At 37.5% G+C, this 17,361-nt stretch carries 17 protein-coding genes; 2 read left to right on the forward strand and 15 right to left on the reverse strand.

What is annotated here, in order from left to right; all coding sequences use genetic code 11:
• Positions 1-47 precede the first annotated feature (47 nt).
• The 11 genes from AMS59_RS09000 to AMS59_RS09050 all read right to left on the reverse strand — a co-directional run bounded on the left by AMS59_RS09000 (position 48) and on the right by AMS59_RS09050 (position 10,057).
• Positions 48-2,255 carry a penicillin-binding protein gene (locus AMS59_RS09000; protein ID WP_053483397.1) on the reverse strand — a complete coding sequence of 736 codons (2,208 nt, stop codon included), beginning with the start codon at positions 2,253-2,255 and terminating at the stop codon, positions 48-50.
• Entirely contained in the window at positions 2,252-2,620 is a 369-nt protein-coding gene (locus AMS59_RS09005; RefSeq protein ID WP_053483398.1) for a cell division protein FtsL, read from the reverse strand. The genes AMS59_RS09000 and AMS59_RS09005 overlap by 4 nt, the downstream gene beginning before the upstream one ends.
• A complete protein-coding gene (gene rsmH / locus AMS59_RS09010; protein WP_053483399.1) occupies positions 2,621-3,571 on the reverse strand; it encodes a 16S rRNA (cytosine(1402)-N(4))-methyltransferase RsmH in 951 nt (316 codons plus the stop codon). It lies immediately after the preceding gene.
• 33 nt (positions 3,572-3,604) lie between these two features.
• On the reverse strand, positions 3,605-4,036 hold the full coding sequence (mraZ, locus tag AMS59_RS09015; protein WP_053483400.1) for a division/cell wall cluster transcriptional repressor MraZ: 432 nt from the start codon (positions 4,034-4,036) through the stop codon (positions 3,605-3,607).
• Positions 4,037-4,290: 254 nt separating this feature from the next.
• Positions 4,291-5,907, reverse strand: a complete 1,617-nt coding sequence (gene bshC / locus AMS59_RS09020; RefSeq protein ID WP_053483401.1) for a bacillithiol biosynthesis cysteine-adding enzyme BshC — start codon at positions 5,905-5,907, stop codon at positions 4,291-4,293.
• Positions 5,908-6,185: 278 nt separating this feature from the next.
• Positions 6,186-6,581: a DUF3397 domain-containing protein gene (locus AMS59_RS09025; protein WP_053483402.1), complete on the reverse strand. Its 396-nt coding sequence runs from the start codon at positions 6,579-6,581 to the stop codon at positions 6,186-6,188.
• Positions 6,578-7,480: a ketopantoate reductase family protein gene (locus AMS59_RS09030; protein ID WP_053483403.1), complete on the reverse strand. Its 903-nt coding sequence runs from the start codon at positions 7,478-7,480 to the stop codon at positions 6,578-6,580. The genes AMS59_RS09025 and AMS59_RS09030 overlap by 4 nt, the downstream gene beginning before the upstream one ends.
• Before the next feature lie 426 nt (positions 7,481-7,906).
• Positions 7,907-8,284 carry a transcriptional regulator gene (locus AMS59_RS09035; RefSeq protein WP_053483404.1) on the reverse strand — a complete coding sequence of 126 codons (378 nt, stop codon included), beginning with the start codon at positions 8,282-8,284 and terminating at the stop codon, positions 7,907-7,909.
• Positions 8,285-8,394: 110 nt separating this feature from the next.
• Complete coding sequence (locus AMS59_RS09040; protein ID WP_053483405.1) at positions 8,395-9,162, reverse strand: enoyl-CoA hydratase/isomerase family protein; 768 nt, start codon at positions 9,160-9,162, stop codon at positions 8,395-8,397.
• Positions 9,163-9,325: 163 nt separating this feature from the next.
• Positions 9,326-9,499, reverse strand: a complete 174-nt coding sequence (gene rpmF, locus AMS59_RS09045; RefSeq protein WP_010858320.1) for a 50S ribosomal protein L32 — start codon at positions 9,497-9,499, stop codon at positions 9,326-9,328.
• A gap of 24 nt (positions 9,500-9,523) precedes the next feature.
• Complete coding sequence (locus tag AMS59_RS09050) at positions 9,524-10,057, reverse strand: DUF177 domain-containing protein (RefSeq protein ID WP_053483406.1); 534 nt, start codon at positions 10,055-10,057, stop codon at positions 9,524-9,526.
• 205 nt (positions 10,058-10,262) lie between these two features.
• Here AMS59_RS09050 and AMS59_RS09055 point away from each other — a divergent pair, with 205 nt between their 5' ends.
• Positions 10,263-11,474 carry a nucleotidyltransferase gene (locus tag AMS59_RS09055; protein ID WP_053483407.1) on the forward strand — a complete coding sequence of 404 codons (1,212 nt, stop codon included), beginning with the start codon at positions 10,263-10,265 and terminating at the stop codon, positions 11,472-11,474.
• Positions 11,475-12,232: 758 nt separating this feature from the next.
• Here the strand turns inward: AMS59_RS09055 and AMS59_RS09060 are convergent.
• Complete coding sequence (locus tag AMS59_RS09060) at positions 12,233-13,279, reverse strand: SepM family pheromone-processing serine protease (RefSeq protein WP_053483408.1); 1,047 nt, start codon at positions 13,277-13,279, stop codon at positions 12,233-12,235.
• Positions 13,280-13,397: 118 nt separating this feature from the next.
• Between AMS59_RS09060 and AMS59_RS09065 the strand changes: the two genes are divergently transcribed.
• On the forward strand, positions 13,398-14,297 hold the full coding sequence (locus AMS59_RS09065) for a hypothetical protein (protein ID WP_234007717.1): 900 nt from the start codon (positions 13,398-13,400) through the stop codon (positions 14,295-14,297).
• 237 nt (positions 14,298-14,534) lie between these two features.
• On the opposite strand, the gene coaD is transcribed toward AMS59_RS09065, so the two are convergent.
• The 3 genes from coaD to AMS59_RS09080 all read right to left on the reverse strand — a co-directional run bounded on the left by coaD (position 14,535) and on the right by AMS59_RS09080 (position 17,315).
• Entirely contained in the window at positions 14,535-15,026 is a 492-nt protein-coding gene (coaD, locus tag AMS59_RS09070; protein ID WP_053483410.1) for a pantetheine-phosphate adenylyltransferase, read from the reverse strand.
• Between the two features lie 103 nt (positions 15,027-15,129).
• Positions 15,130-15,690: a 16S rRNA (guanine(966)-N(2))-methyltransferase RsmD gene (gene rsmD, locus AMS59_RS09075; protein ID WP_053483411.1), complete on the reverse strand. Its 561-nt coding sequence runs from the start codon at positions 15,688-15,690 to the stop codon at positions 15,130-15,132.
• A gap of 191 nt (positions 15,691-15,881) precedes the next feature.
• Positions 15,882-17,315 (reverse strand): hypothetical protein, encoded by a 1,434-nt coding sequence (locus AMS59_RS09080; protein WP_053483412.1) that lies wholly within the window; start codon positions 17,313-17,315, stop codon positions 15,882-15,884.
• Positions 17,316-17,361 lie beyond the last annotated feature (46 nt).

Raw genomic sequence — 17,361 nt, forward strand, 5'->3', positions numbered from 1 at the left:
ACCTTGTTTTTTACAACGTATGAAATAAAGTGGGCTTCTATTCAGGTTTATTCTGTTGTTTCACCCTCGGGTGGTGTCTCTACATCTTGCTTAAAGCTTTCAGCTGGCGTTTTCAGCTTCACGACAATCGGTGAACGATCTGAGATTACAGTACCTGCCGAGACACTCTGACTAGCTACAAAGCCCTCACCAACGACTTCAATTTCTAAATTTGCCATCGTCTTAAAGGCAAGTACATTACGTAACGACCAATTGGTGAAGTCTGGCAGTGTTACATCGCCTGCTGTCTTTAAAAACACAAAATTACCTTTCACAAGTTTTTGAGGACCTTTTGGATATTGGTCAATAATTTTACCGCCACCACCAACAATAATTGGCTTCAGACCATCATTTTGAAGCTCTACTTGTATAGCTTCAGCACTTTTACCTGTGTAATCTTGTATTTTTGCATCGTCAACATGCTTTACATCTTCAGGATTCACATTTAAATACTTTAAACTATTCAACATAACTGGGTTAAATACTTTTGAAACTGGTATAGAACCAGCATCACCCTTTAATTTTGGCCTTTTTACTGAGACGTACATAATGAGCTGAGGGTCATTCACAGGAGCCATCCCTAAGAAAGAGTACAGAAATTCATTTGATCCCCATGAATACCTACCATTTCCTAAAGGAATTTGGGCAGTACCTGTTTTCCCTGCAACTTCATATTCATCAAGAATAAAGTCCTTCGCCGTACCATCTTTAACTGTTAACGTAGATGCAAGAATTTCTTTTACTTGCTTCGCTGTATCGGCTGAAACTGGTTGTCCCTTTACAATCGGCTCATGCTTTTTAATCGTTTTTCCTGTTGAAGGGTCAACAATATGATCTATCACATACGGTTGCATCATTTTCCCGTTATTCGCAATCGCTGTTAATGCTTGAATTAACTGAATCGGAGTTACCGTAGATCCTTGACCAAAAGTTGTTGTCACTCGTTCTACTGGATAATTCGATAAAAGTGTACCCGACGCTTCATTCGGTAAATCAATGCCTGTTTTTTTACCAAACCCAAATCGATCTAGATAGTCAAAAAAGACATCCTCACCAATAAGCTTTAATAAGTGTGCCATTGCAGTATTAGATGATCGTTGGAAGCCTTGTAAATAAGTAATCTGACCCCAACCAACTTTATTGTAATCTTTAATTACACGATCAAGAACTCTGTATTGACCTGACATATACTTGGCATTAGGTTTCCACGCCCCTGTATCAATAGCCGAAGCGAGCGTGAACGTTTTCATTGTCGAACCTGGTTCTATGGTCTCTTCAATAGCCTCGTTCAGCCACTTCATATTATTACCTTCACGTGTATCAGGATTAAACGTCGGTCGCTGTGACATCGCTAGGATTTTACCAGTTTTCGGATCTGCCACAATAGCTGTCATCGCTTCAGGATTATATTCCTTTGCAACCGATGTCATCGCTTCCTCTAAAAAGCTTTGAACTGTTTTATCAAGTGTTAAATAAATGTCATCACCATTTTTCGCAGGTGTCACCATTTTTTCACTATTCGGTAATAAATAATGGAAAGCATCTGTCTCATATTCAACCTTACCGTCTTTTCCAGTTAGCTCTTTGTTATAAGTAAGCTCAAGACCCATTTTCCCTTTTGTCGTGAACGTACCATCTTTATTTTCCTCTTTTAGCGCGAAACCAATTAAGTGCGAGGCAAAGATACCATTTGGGTAATAACGTTTTAAATCGTTGATAAATAAAATCCCCGGTAATTTCTCCGCTTTGATTTTACTCATAGTTTCATGACTTAATCCACGACCCGCACTTCCAAATTCAACTTGATAAGGCTTTTCGCCTTTATCATTTACTCTAGTAAGCTGCTTATAGATTTTTTCTTCGCTCATGTCAGGCATATATTCTGCTAATATTTTTGCAGTTTTTTCTGGATTTACTACATGTCGAGGGTTTTTTGCATCCGTCGTGGCCTTTTCATTGACGATTGCGATTAGTCGATAACTAAGTGTATCCTCAGCGATGACTTGACCATTTGTATCGTAAATTTTCCCACGGCTTGCTGATATTACACTTTCTTTGCTATATTTCGCAGCTGCTTTTGCCGCAAGCTCTTGCCCTTCCACTTCACCTGTCGCCTGTAACATAAACATTCTTGAGAACAATAGAAAAAAGAGCCCTCCATAAAAAAATAATAATAGAAAGGCTCCCCATTGGAATCGAAATCTCTTTTTTTTCATTCTCCCGGCACTACCTTTACATTTTTCTCATTTTGAGTTAAACCGAGTTCTTTAGCTTTTTTCCATATGTTATCGTATGTAGAAAGTTCACTTACACGAACTGTCAAGTCAACATTCTTTTTAGCAATCTCTTCTGCTTCATTTTCGATTTTTTGAATGTCTATGCTTGTTGTTTGAATTGCTGCTTGCTTATTTAAAGCTAGTACTGATAATACAGCAATAATGCCAACTAAAACAATTAGCATTGTCTTTTCAAACTTCTGGTTCGTTTTTTTGCGACGGATGATAGTGGGTTGTGGGCTAGGGGGTGTTATCGGTTGTTGCACTTGTTGTTGCTGGTGCTGCCTTACACGAACTGCTGCCATTTACTCACGCCCTTTGTCGTTAATTTTCTCAACCACTCTAAGCTTTGCTGAACGAGAACGATTGTTTACTGCCAATTCTTCATCAGAAGGAACGGTCGGCTTTCTCGTGATAAGCTTTAAGGTTGGCTTCATGTCATCAGGAATCACTGGTAAATTCGGTGGTAATTCCGGTAATGATGACGCTTCCTTAAAAATAGTTTTGCATAGGCGGTCCTCCAATGAATGGAACGTAATGACACTAATGCGTCCACCTACGTTTATCATATCAATCGCATCGACTAATGAATCCTCTGCCGCGCCTAGCTCATCGTTAACAGCAATTCGTATTGCTTGGAATATGCGCTTCGCTGGATGTCCACCTTTACGGCGAGCCGCTGCTGGAATACCCTCTTTAATAAGTTCTACAAGTTGGCCGGTTGTTTCGATTGGCGCCACCTTACGTGCCTCTTCGATTTTACGAGCAACTTGCTTTGAAAACTTCTCTTCTCCATAACGGAAAAATATACGTACTAAATCTTCATATGCCCATTCATTTACGACATGAAAAGCTGTCAGTGTTGCCGTTTGATCCATGCGCATATCTAGCGGTGCATCATGGTGGTAACTAAAACCTCGTTCTGGTGTATCTAGCTGTGGTGAAGATACGCCTAAATCATATAAAACACCATCAACTTGCTCAATACCAAGCGCTAATAGCTCTTCTTTTAAATAGCGGAAATTCGAATGAACAAATGTCACACGCTCAATATATGGCGCCAATCGAATTTTTGCATTGTTAATAGCTGTCATATCTTGATCAAAGCAAATTAAACGCCCTTTTTCAGATAATTGTTGTACTAAATATTCACTGTGTCCTGCTCCGCCTAACGTACAGTCCACATACACACCATCAGGATCGATGTTCAACCCATCAACAGTTTCTTTTAATAGCACGGTTGTATGATCGAACATACCACTCGCTCCCTCCAGGCCTTAACTAAAAAATTAAAAATCAAAGCCAATCATATTTTCTGCAATTTCATTAAAGGATTGTTCCGACTCACTAAAGTAAGCCTCCCAAGCATCTTTCGCCCATATTTCAATTCGATTCGAAACTCCTAATACGATACATTCTTTCACAAGATGTGCATATTGCATAAGAGTTGAAGGAATATTAATGCGCCCCTGCTTGTCTATTTCTACTTCCGTTGCTCCAGAAAAGAAAAACCTTGCAAAAGCACGTGTATCCTTTTTGGTCATCGGTAAGCCCTTTAATTTTTCTTCGAGTTTTCGCCATTCATCCATAGGATAGCCAAATAAACAATTATCAAGTCCGCGTGTCACAACAAATGTTTCACCTAAGGCGTCACGAAATTTTGCGGGCACGATTAATCGTCCTTTTGCATCAACAGAGTGTTGATATTCTCCCATGAACATGCTATTCACCCCACTTTATTAAATAATGTACCACATCCCCCCACTTTCCTCCACTTTTTTTAAAAAAAACTTGACAATTTACCATTTAAAGTGCGAATAGACCTTTAACAAATTATTGAACCCATGCTAAATGACATAAGAAAAGAGCTATCCTTAGTAGGATAGCTCTCTATTTACTATTTGAGTCGAACATTGTTTATCAAATCAATATTGTATTAAATTGTTAATTGGGTATAAAGTTACAAACATTGGAATTATAAATAAATTAGATAGTGGTGATTGCCAATGCTATAATTTTGTTTCAGCATTTCAGTAATTAACATAGGTCCAAACTCATTGAAATATTGATAAGGATTATAAGTTCTTTCTTGGAATCCTTCATTTGGATATAACTCATTTTGTAGCGTCATAAATTTTCGAATTGTCGTTTCATGCTTGTTAAGAACTGTTTGTTCAACCTTTTGCTGTAAATACTCAAATTGCTTTAGATGATTCTCTTTATTTTTTACAAGAATTTTATCTAGTAATAGATGTTGCTCCTCTAAATAAACTTGTAGTGCATCATATTTTTCTAAAAGCTCACGTTGAATCGTCTGAATTTGACGTGTCGCCTCAGTATCTTGTACTTCAGCAATAAACTGTTCTTTAAGCTGCAACGCTTTCCCATCCCAAACTTCAGCAACATTTAAACGATATTCACGTAACAGTTGTTCTACGTGACGTGTGACAATCGTGATATGAAGACGCGGAGCAAAAATCGGCATTTGTAAGCCTAATACCGCAAACGCATCCTTCAATGTCGCCCAGTACGCAAGCTCTCCTGGTCCACCAACAAACGCTAGCACAGGCAATGTCATTTCCTGCATTAACGGACGCGTCACAACGTTATTACTTAACTGCTCAGGATGTTTTTCAGCAATTTTTAAAACTTCTTCACGAGATAGCTTGATATTAGCAGCTAGATTGACAAATTGCTGATTTTTTCTTTCTAAAAGATGTCGCTCCCCATCTTCTACATAGAATAAATTGGCCGCTTCGTTTGTTGCCAAAATAGGATTGCCATAGCCCGCACGTTCAAGCTCCACTTCTTTTGCTGTTACCACTTTAGCAATTTCTTCATTTTTATGAATGATACGGGTAAAATTCTCACGCTCATATTGACGGAATTTAAAGTCCGCTGCATCAATCATCAATAAACCTTCATCTTTAAACAATTGGTTCATAAGTTGCGCAAAGAAGTCCGTAAATGTGTCACACTTATTAAGAGTATCCACTAATTGTTTCATAAGCGTCTCAGTGAATTCTGTTTCACCCATATCTTTCGCAATCGTATTTATTAATTGTGTCATTGTTTCTTTGTTTATACTTGTTTCTGAAGCCATTGTTTTACGTCTTGAACGTTCACCGTAAACTCGTTTTTTAATAGCTTCACCACGTACTGTATACGTATGGTTAATTTCCTCTAAATCATGATCTTCACCAGCTATCCAAAAAACAGGAACAACCGGTCGCTGAAGTTTTACACTTTGCTCTTTCGCTAATGCAATGACCGAAATCGCCTTATGCACCGAGTAAAGAGGGCCTGTTAAGATACCCGCTTGTTGTCCACCGACAACTGCAACAGCACCTTGTTCTAGTTGTTGCAAATGTTCATTCGCTTTCTTTGATATACCGAGCGGCTTCATAAATTGACTTATGATAGCTGTTAATTCTTTTTGATCATACATATGCTGATCTAAATATTGTGCTCGTTTTTCAAAAGATTTATCGTTATATTCGTATTCAAAAAACTCATGGATGGCAGTATTCGGCGACCAATAATCTGCTAGCAAACGATTTTTTATGGGCGATTGGATTGACTCCAGTTTCATTTAACACAAACTCCTCTACTCACTAAATCATCTTCTTACTCTTCATAAGCAAACTTGAAATAAAATAAATCCCTTTACTGTTACCCTTAGAACGTATATTCAAAATGACATTCCCTAACAAGTTTCGGAAAGACAATAATACGATTTTTGTTAGATACTCAAACGTTGTCGTACATTGGAATTTTATTTATTTTTTTGCACATATAGAGTTATTACTAAAAAACAATATTTAATGCTATTATTTTAACGCTTATGGCTTCAACATGAAAAGAAAATGCTTAGACTACCTGTAAATATTCTATAACAGATTGAATAACACCTACTATACAAATAACAATATACGCCGTACTTAATACTAAAAATTGAAAGCGCCAAATTTTCCTAAGTAGCGATTTCACTTCAATTTCTTTTTTTGTTTGCCAATCAATATATGTAAAAATCATTGCCATCATTATCGCCAACGTTACTAATAGTGCACTAACATTGACATTCCATAGTACACCAATTGCTAGTGGTACTGAAAAAAACAAACACAATGTTGTCACGTCCGATGCCATACCAAAAGCATGAGTGCCTCGAATTTTAACCTTTCGACTAATTAAATAGACAATCACAAAAAGGACGATTGGACAAAAAATAATGATACTTATAACAATATGTAAAAAATCTTTCAACGTCTTTCACCGCTCTCCTCTATCGCAAGTACTTGGTGATATAAAGTACGTAAAGTAGGCAAATTATGACCATTTGCTAGAGCTTTTTCTAGTATTACTCCTACAATCGTGTCAATTTCACTTTTTCTCCCCTGTATCCGATCCGCTAGCATAGATGATGTATTATTTGCTGTTTTTTGACATAAGTCTATCACCTTGAAAAAAGGTATAGCTTGTTCTATACCTTCATAAGCATCCGTTAATTCTTGATAGATAGTTTGCATTAACAAAAACGCTTGTTTAGTCGTTACTAATTCTCCATTCTTCACTTGCAATATAGCCGTTAATGGATTAATCAAGCAGTTGAATACGGCTTTCTCAAATAACATTTGTTCAGCATTAGCAACCAATTCAACTGGGTATAGGGAATTTCTTACTTGTAACAAATCGTTAAACGCAGCACTATTCCCTCGCTCTATCGCAATTTTGCAAACTCCTACACCTCTATGTTGCACAGTTGACTGATTTATCATTTGAGCACCGAATGACACAGAACAAAAGGCAATATTTTTTTGTGGCAAACGTAGTGCTTCGTCAAAATGCGCTAAACCATTTTGCATAAACAACAACGATACTGTACTAGGTAACGCAGATAATTGTTCGTAAAGTTCTTGTAATTGACCGTATTTAACAGCAATTACAACTAAATCTTGCTGTGGCAGCTCCACTAATTTCGTAGTTGAAGCAATTTTTTGTACAGTTTTCGTTCCATCAACATTCACGCGTGTTAAATATTTCTTATTAAGTTCATCTACTTGTCCCTGTCTTCTTGCAACCAACGTTACAGACATACCAGACTCAGCCAAAAAACTTGCCGTCAACTGACCTACAGCCCCTGCACCAATAATCGCTACATCCACAATCCATCACACCTCCCTCATTCACAACGGACGATCTAACATAAGAGAACGCCCTCCTAAACAGTTCTATCGCCAATTCAACCGTCAATCATTTTTACGCCTTTTCTACAGAAGGAGGTGCCTTAGAAATCGTTCTAAGGCACCTCTTATGCAGGTTAATTTTATTATACAGGATTGACTAAGCGTTTACGATAATAATCGAGCTTCTACGGGCAGTTAATCTCACACCTCCCCCCTTTGTTTTTACTGTATGTTTAGGTGTGAGGTTTGTACTTGCCGCTTCGCTTTCGGTACAGATAAATGGCTGCCCGTTAATAACTGTTGAAACACTTAGCGCAGCATGCAGCATTATGTTTTCGTTCAAGTTTACATTTTTTCTAAGTAACTTACTCTTCAATACTTTTACCTTTCGTCAGCTTCCTTATTTTAATCTTTCATTAAAGAATATCCTTGCTGCAACCATTTCACTAGTTTATCGTGCTCATTTTGTAATTCACGGTGCCTTACTTCGAGACTTTGATAGGCCTCTGTTAATTCATCAAAACTCGTTAACGCCAATTTCAAATGGCTTCGCATAGATTGTTGTGGCTGATTCCGCACAGCTAGTAGTGACTGACTATATTGACTACGTAATGTTTTATTCCAACGGAAACCACAGGCTTGTTTTGTACGACCTAATTCAGTAGCAGCCATTTCAAAAGCTTCTAACTGCGTTTTGCCATTTTGCACATTATGCAACACAATTTCTGCTAATCTTTCATCGTCTTCCTTCGTCCATTGATCTTTTCTTTTTTTCAATTCCATAATCTATCACCCTCGCATTTTTTACTACTATATGCATGAGCGAGCAAAATAGAATCATGGAATTCAAAAAGACAGTGATTATGTTTTGCTATAATCACTGCCGTTATACATTATTTATTGTTTTTCTTTGTTAGGAAATTAGCAACTGCCTCGTGGTGAGCTTCACTTTCCCACAATTTCGCACATGTACGAACTTCCTCCATAACACGTTCATACATATTACGCTCACGCCACTTACGAAGCTCAATTTCTTTATAAGCCTTATGAACAGAAGGATGAATTTTACGCATATGTTCGATAAAATCATTCAACGCCGCTTCTTTTGAACCTTCAAAAACACGCATCGCCCAGCCAATTTCATATAGTAATTCCGCTGGATAAGGCTTCGCATCGACTAGCATCTTCATCGCACGATCATGACGAAGTCCTCGTTCGAATAAGTATGTACCGCCTCCCCATCCGCTCGTAATTGCTAATGTCCCCTGTATAAAACCACACTTCGCATGACTTGCCACTAGACGAAAATCACAAGCTGTTGCAATTTCACAGCCTCCCCCAACCGCTGTTCCGTTAATCAACGCAATCGTTGGTACAGGCAATGTTGCCAGGTCATATAATATTTTACCCATCTTACCTAACATCCCGAACGCCTCATCCTCTGTTTCGAGCGAATGAAACTCAGATAAATCGCCTCCTGAGCAAAATGATTTATCCCCCGCACCCGTCACGACTAAAAAACGTACATCATCATGATTTCGAATATATGTAATGACTTCTTGGAGCCCATTCATAACCTCATCATTAACCGCATTCCGTTTTTCTTCTCGATTAATCGTAAACGTCATAATACCTTCTTTGTTATCAATTATGTAAGCCATACTAATTCCCCCTTTGTCCAGATGGATAAATTGTATCATACAATTATTATAGTACTATATATCTTTTTGTTATTGGCGAAAGATTCCGTCTTTTTAAGCCAACAAAAAGGCTAGTAAAGAGCCATGGTCTCTCTACTAGCCTTTTAAGTGAGCAAACACTGTATTATTTGCTTACTACTTCTTTACCTTTGTATTGTCCGCAAGCTTTGCAAACACGGTGTGATAATTTTGCTTCCCCACAGTTTGGGCAAGCTACCATACCAGGTACAGATAGTTTGAAATGCGTACGACGCTTTCTTTTTGCAGTTTTAGAAGTTCTTCTAAATGGTACAGCCATTGATGGCACCTCCTTACAGATCGTCTATTCGTCTGTTTGATCAAAATACTTAGCTAAATTAGCTAGTCTTGGATCCACTTTTTGTGTGTCAGCTTTTTTGTGTAGTTCAACGTCTTCATCTGTTGCGTAAGACCAGTTTTTACCACCTTGCACTTGTCCTTCGGTATTCTCCTTGAACACTTGCAAAGGTATTTCAAGAAGCACTAACTCCTCGATAACCGGCTTCATGTCGATTACTTCACCATCAATATAGTGAATTTCTCCGTCATCTTCCCCTTGTTTATCCTCGTCAATCCAGCTGAAAACTTCAACTGTCTCAACTTCGATAGGAAACTCAACATCTTCCCACGTGCGTGCACATGGTAGTGTTAACGTCGCTGTCACAGTTAGCTGACATGTCATTTGCGATGCACCGAAAGTACATAGCCCTTTTACATGAACGGGCGAAATTGCTCGAATATCCTGGTTTCGCTCCATCACCTCGTCCAACTGGACATAGGCATCGATTGGCATCCCGTTTTGGCGGTATTTAGATAATTGATGAATTGACCATTTCATTCGTTTAATCACCTCGAGACAACAATGTTGATTATATAATGTGTAAAAATAGATGTCAAGATAATTTCTTGTCACCACAATAAAACCCACCTATAATTATATATTATAATAAGTGAATTTGCTCCAAATCGTTCTATAAATAAGCAAAATGCTCCAAATTTACAAGAACGAGAAGCAAATGATATTGATAAAGGGGGGCTTAAATTTGCAAGCAGTCGGAATAGTTGTTGAATACAATCCTTTTCACAACGGACATGCCTATCATTTGGAACAGGCAAAAAAAGTAGCACAAGCGGATATTGTCATCGCCATCATGAGCGGGGATTTTTTGCAGCGTGGTGAACCAGCCATGGTCGATAAATGGACACGTACAAAAATGGCTCTAGCAGGTGGTGTTGATATAGTCATTGAGCTACCCTACATTTATAGTACCGCACCTGCAACTGATTTCGCAAAAGGAGCGATTTCCTTACTATCTGCAATCGGTTGCGATTCTTTTGCCTTTGGAAGCGAAGATGGTTCCATTCAACCCTTTATGAATACGTTTCAGCTCATTAATAGTCATCGCACTGAATATAACGTTCTTATTAAAGAAAGCCTTAAAACGGGTGCAAGCTATCCTAAAAGTCTACATTACGCCTATGAACAGCTTTCTCAAAAGTTCCCTGCTACATACATTGATTTGGGACAACCAAACAATATACTTGGTTTTCATTATATTGAGGCTGCCAAGGCGCTAGGTAGTAACATTAAGCCTTTAACGATCCCTCGCATTGTTGCAGGTTACCATGACGCTTTACAAGAAGGTGCATCCATTGCTAGTGCCACAGGAATACGCAAGGCTCTAGCAACAACCAACGCGCTACAAAGTGTGGAAGATTTTCTCCCTAAAGCATCGTTTGATTATTTAGCTGATTGGCACGAAAAATATAGTAAATTTGCAAGTTGGGAAACTTTTTGGCCGTTTTTACAGTTTACACTTATTCGTCACACACCTAATGAACTTACGCGCTATGCTGAAGTAACAGAAGGCATTGAGAACGCTCTTATTAAAGCAGCGAAAACAAGTCATTCATTCAGTAGTTTTATGGAGAAAATCAAATCTAAGCGCTATACTTGGACAAGACTTCAACGTATGCTCACACACATTTATACCGGGTTTACAAAGGAACAGTTGCAAAGCTTTGAAGCCCCATCCAGTATACGCTTACTAGGTATGAGTAAGAAGGGACAAGCCTATTTAGGGATGCATAAAAAAGATATACCTTTACCTTTAATCAGTCGTGTTGCAGCTATGGATGATGCAATGCTTGCTGTAGATATTCATGCAGCAGAGGTATACAATTTAAGTATAGAACATGGAACAAAAGAGCAAAGTCTTCCTAAAGATTATCAAACACCGCCGATTCGGTTTTAAGTAATGAAAAAGGATGCCAGAAATTCTTCTAGCATCCTTTTATGTTGTTGACAAACAAAATGGTCAAGAAATGTCGTGGCGCTTTAAATGAGGGTGATTTCCATTCCAAGCTACTTGCTTTGTCGCTGACGCTTCGCTTTCGCGCAGAGCAGAGCTTCCTGTGAGCGAGCGCTCCGCCGCTTACGTTGCTGCCGCTTTGCTTTCCCACGGGAGTCGAGTAGCCTTCCATTCCAATCAATGATAGCGCAGTACTTTTCATTTATACAATTAAGAATGAACCCATAATCAATAGAATAGAGAATGTTATTGTACATCTGCTGCACAAACATTTTGCATACTATCACTATAAATTAAAGAGTGAAATGCTAAAAGACACTTACTAATAAATTGATTGGAGGCGAGACTGGGCAACATAATAAAGTAAAAGGATTCACTCACAGTTTTGTGTGTGAATCCTTTTTGTTCTTCTAAAGGTGGATGTCGATAAAAATTAAAAGTTAGGTGATAAAACGTGAAAGTTGGTAGATAAAATTTAAAAGTTGGTAGATAAAACGTGAAAGTTGGTAGATAAAATTTAAAAGTTGGGCGATAATTCCTGAAAAGGTCCCGCTCAAACTAAAGAGTTGGATGTCATTTTGTTAAAACGTAAAAGCGGCTCATCGGACGCCCCCAGGAAGCTTTGCTCTGTGCGAAAGCGTAGCGTCAGCAACAAAGCGCCCAGTCGGAACGGAAATCAACCCTACGCTACAGAAAAAACTTTATTTCGGCTGTAACTGTTTTAAATATGCGATTGCATCGTCAACCGTTTTAACCGGAACTATTTTCATTTTTGTTTCAATATCTTTAGCAGTCTTTACTGCTGTAGCATAATTAGATTCCAGGTCAGGATATTTAGCTTTCATTTCTGGAGTAATTTCATCATCTGGTGCAAAAAAGATTTCCATACCATCACGATCAGCAGCAATGACTTTATAGTCTATTCCACCGATTCTTCCAACAGAGCCATCAACCAGCATTTCCCCTGTCCCCGCAATAGCATAGCCTTTCGTTAAATCTTCATCGAGAAGTTGGTCCAAAATTTCTAAAGTAAACATTAGTCCAGCAGACGGACCTCCAATATCCTCGGTTTTCATAGACACATTTGGATTTGTTTCAATAGATTTACTTTCAGTATAAGTAATACCTAAACCAGCTCTTTTCTCTTCTGATTTAGGGATTTCCTTTAATGTAATCGTTACCTCTTGTTCTTTTTTATTACGTATAAATTTAATTGTCACTTTATCTCCAAGTTGCTTTGGCTTTAAAAGATCTACAAGCATTTGTTGGTTTGTAATTTTTTGTCCGTCAACTTCAATAATTTTATCACCAGCTTTTAATAAATTATCCGAAGCACCGCCATCAAGGACATTTAATACAAAAACACCGTTAAAAAGAATTTTTGTTTGCATACCAGCTCTCTGAAAAGCTACATACTTTGCATTAAATTGAGAATCAGACATTAATTTAAGCTGTCGGACATTATATTCCTCTTCATCCTCCAATGGATTTCGAACTTGGGCAATATCCATTAGTTTTTGATATTTTTGAGTTTTCGCCCACAGATATGAAAAAGGCGTAGCTTGCTGCATAGCCACCGTCATTAAACTCATGGAACCTTTATCATCGGTGTGGTTATTGTCCACGTTAACAAATTTACTGACATCATAAGCACTTCCTGGCTTCATGATATAAGCGTCTAGTCGGTATAACATTAAAAAACAAATCACGACTAATAACACTGCATAAATACTAATTTTTTTCTTCATTAGAAAAAACCTCCTAGGACGCTCGCAAAACCATACGTTCATGTTTTTGCCTTTTTTACATATATTGATTTTAGCATTTGCCTATGTGAATGACAAAAAGTTGAAACGAGATGATAACATGTATGCGATAATTCAAATAGCGATTTGCATAGTTCTTATTCTATTACTCTTGTTATTCCCACAAACTGCTCATAACGGTACTGATTTAGGTTTAAATCTTTTTATGGAGGCCCTTTTCCCGTATTTATTACCTTACCTTATTTTAACGCAATGGCTTCTCCGTTTAACGGCTCCTATGCGAACGAAAACAAAAAGAGCTTCTTTATACGTACAAGCCTACATTATCAGTGCGCTCGGGGGATATCCATCTGGAGCAACAACCATTGTTTACTTAAAAAACAGTGGGCAACTACATCCTAAAGAAGCAAATTTTTTATTAGCCGTATGTCACGCACCAAGTCCTCTTTTCGTGCTAGGCTTTGTAAGCCTTGATTTATTACACAGTAATACGTTCGGATGGAAGTTTTTATGTTTACTACATAGTTTTAATATTTGTTGTTTAATAACTGGTTACTTCTTATTTCGTAAAACGGATCCTCCTAGCATCTCCATCCACAATACACCTTTGCATACAGCACCATTTTCTGAAAGCATTAAAGAAACAGCACCGACAATACTATTAGTTGGAACTACAATAATTTTTTTCACTACCATCCAGACGATTGTCCAGCAAGGCTTAGATTCACTGCTACCTAAACTACCCTATACAGCTGAGCTTTCCATAGCTGCAATTCTTGAAGTTACAAATGGTCTTAAAATGACTGTCTCAGCTTTTCCAAATCTCACCTATTTACCATTGCTAGTTGTAATGTTGTTAACCATGCAAAGCATAAGCATTCACTTACAAATTTTTGTTATTGCGAAATCAGCCAAGCTTTCCGTTCGACCATATCTAAAATTCCGCCTACTTAGCATAATCATTGTACCCACTATTTATGCTCTTTTTTTCTTAAAATAAATAATCATCTGCCTCCTCATTGTTAGCGTAAAGTTGAGATGATGTGTTTTTTAGATTGGCGTAAAGACTGGACTTAGGAGCAAGACAACAGAGGAATTCAATTATTTTTCTACTATACTAAATTTTATCAATTATAACAGTAAATAACAGCATAAAATATTATGATAGTTCCTAAATCCATCTTTTTATCAAAAAAAAAGGAGATGTCTTAAAAATAAGACATCCCCCTGTTTTGATTTATTTATTAAAACCATACTTTTCTTTCAAAGCTTCTACAACACAAGCAGGAACAAGCTCGTTAACATCACTACCGTATTTCGCAACCTCTTTGACAATGCTTGAGCTTAAGAATGAATATTGATTTTTTGTCATGATGAAAAACGTTTCAATGGTTTCATCAAGAAAACGGTTCATCGAAGTAATTTGCATTTCGTATTCAAAATCCGAAACAGCACGTAAGCCACGAACAATCGCTTTTGCTTTTTTTTCCTTAGCATAGTCTATTAATAGCCCCGATGAACTTTCAATACGTACATTAGGCAACGTTTTAGTAACTTCTGCCATTAAAGCCATGCGCTCTTCTACTGAAAATAACGGTTGCTTGGATGAATTATTTAAAACAGCAACATAAACTGTGTCAAATACATCTGCCGCCCGTTTAATAATATCTAAGTGACCAAATGTCACCGGATCAAAACTTCCAGGAACTACAGCAATCTTCTCTGACAACTTATTCTCCCTCTTCCTCTGTACAACGATCAATTTCGCCTTGGCTTAATTGTAGCTGTCGCTTTGCTTTCGCTACAGCAAACATGTGTTGATGACGCTTCGTTTACACTCCACTTTCGCACAGATAAACTGAAATAATCGTTCCACCATATGTTTCTTGTCTTTTTAATACAAAGTCCCCAAATCTCTGTGGTAATTCTACTTCTTTTGCATGCTCACATAAAATAATGCCATCATGTTGAATTTTATCATTGTCGACAAGAATCTGCACTAAGTCATAATATTCTTTGAGATGATATGGTGGATCTAAAAATACTAATTTAAACGTTATATCACGTTTTAATAACGCTTTCACAGCACGTTTCGCATCTATACGAAATAGCTCAGAACAATCCTCGTAACGACATTTTTTTATGTTTTCCTGTAGCACTTGGAACGCCTTTGCATCCTTTTCGATAAAAACTGCGTGCTCAGCCCCTCTACTTAAAGATTCGATACCTAAGCCACCGCTCCCTGCAAATAAATCGAGCGCTATACCGCCATCAAAGAATGGACCAATAATATTAAATATGGATTCCTTTACTTTATCTGTTGTTGGTCTCGTTGTATTCCCTGCAATCGCCTTTAATGGCATCCCTTTACGTTCTCCTGCTACAACTCTCATAGGCAAATCACCGTACTTTCTTATTCCATATATCAATTTCGCCTTGGCGTAATTGTTGTTGTTGCTGTCGCTTTGCTTTCGCACAGACAAAACATCGTTGCAATCGCTTCACTCTCGCTACAAAAAAAACATGCTAAATGAAGATAAAAGCATTTTTGCAGCGAAAGACGAACCTCCGCTGCAAAAAAAATTTATTTTTGTTCTTGTTCTTGCGTTAACATCTTGATATTAATACGACCATCACTTTTTTGTAATTCTACTAAAAATAATCGTTGTAGCCAAGCTTCTTCAACATAATAATTATTGGCAATTTTAATAATCGGTTCTGAAATAGTAGAATATCTACGTTGATTAAATACATAAAACCCTGGTTCTTTCGGGAATCGGAAAGTACGATTATCACCATTGATATAATATCCATTTTCACCTTCACCAGCAGTATAGCCTAGATAAGGCAACAATGTATCAGCAGAATATAATACTTGTCCTTCACGAAGAATTACATGAACATTTTCTCTCAAAACGTCATTAACGTAAACACTTCGATCATCCTCAAATAATAGTGGATATGTGCCATTTTCTTGAGCCGCATTCAACTTAAAATATGATGTTTTTGCATCTAACACTTCGGATAAAAGATCGTCCATTGATGCAGGGGAGATCGGCTCTTCCCCAAGTTTATTCAAAGCTTCTAGCCATGCTGACTCTTGATTAGCTGTCATATACTCTTTTAACGTTTTCACGATTTCTTTTGCTTTATCTGAACCAATCGTATCCTTCACTAAATAGGATGCCACAACTTCCGACAACCATGTTGGTGAATCTTCAAACTTATATTGAGACTTTATTTGTGATAGTATAACTTCTTGTTCAATAGCTTGTTCAGTTAGCTCCGGCAAAAATAAAAGTCGATCATCATGTTCTTTCACTGGATTCTTTTCTTGAATAATAGCAATGTGTTGATCATTCAAAAACTTTAAATTTTCCAATGATTTCAAGAAATCCTTCGAAATAGCTTCCGGGGCATAAATAGATAGTACAGGGGTTTGCTCTTGTACTTTTAAATTACCCGTTTGCCAATAAATATCACGAACTGTACCATATCCACTAAACATTGTATAGTTAACAAGTGATAGTTTTTGCTGACCTACTAAAGGCAAGCCCGTTATCCACTGACCAACAATTTTACTATCAGTTGAAATATGTACAACAGAATAAGATGCTTCACCATTCGTTAATGTGGCGAAAACATTTTGGATGAGCATTTTATCTTTTAAGCCACCCTTAATTGGAATTATGTATGAAACAGATTGTGATTTAGTCTCTCCTTTTTTAAAATGCGAGACTTCTTTTGATAAGCGATCACAGCTTTTTTCGTTATCAATAAAGCAACTTGGATTTACCGCATTTTCTGGCCACTTTATTTTCACTTTTTGGTTTGGTAAATTTTTAAAATGTTGACGAATATCCAAGCTATTTTCACGATAGACAATTTCTATCTCTTGAGAATAATGGAATTCACCATCGCCAGTTTCTAAGTCAGACGAATAAGCATGGTACTGGAAAAATATCGTTCCGGTAATAATTAGTGCTAGAATAGAAAAAAAACTCATTGCAAATTTCATGTGCTTGACCTCCCGCAGCATGATACTATGTGTATTGGAAAGGATG

The sequence above is a fragment of the Lysinibacillus sp. FJAT-14745 genome, from assembly GCF_001275675.1.
Classification (GTDB): domain Bacteria; phylum Bacillota; class Bacilli; order Bacillales_A; family Planococcaceae; genus Lysinibacillus.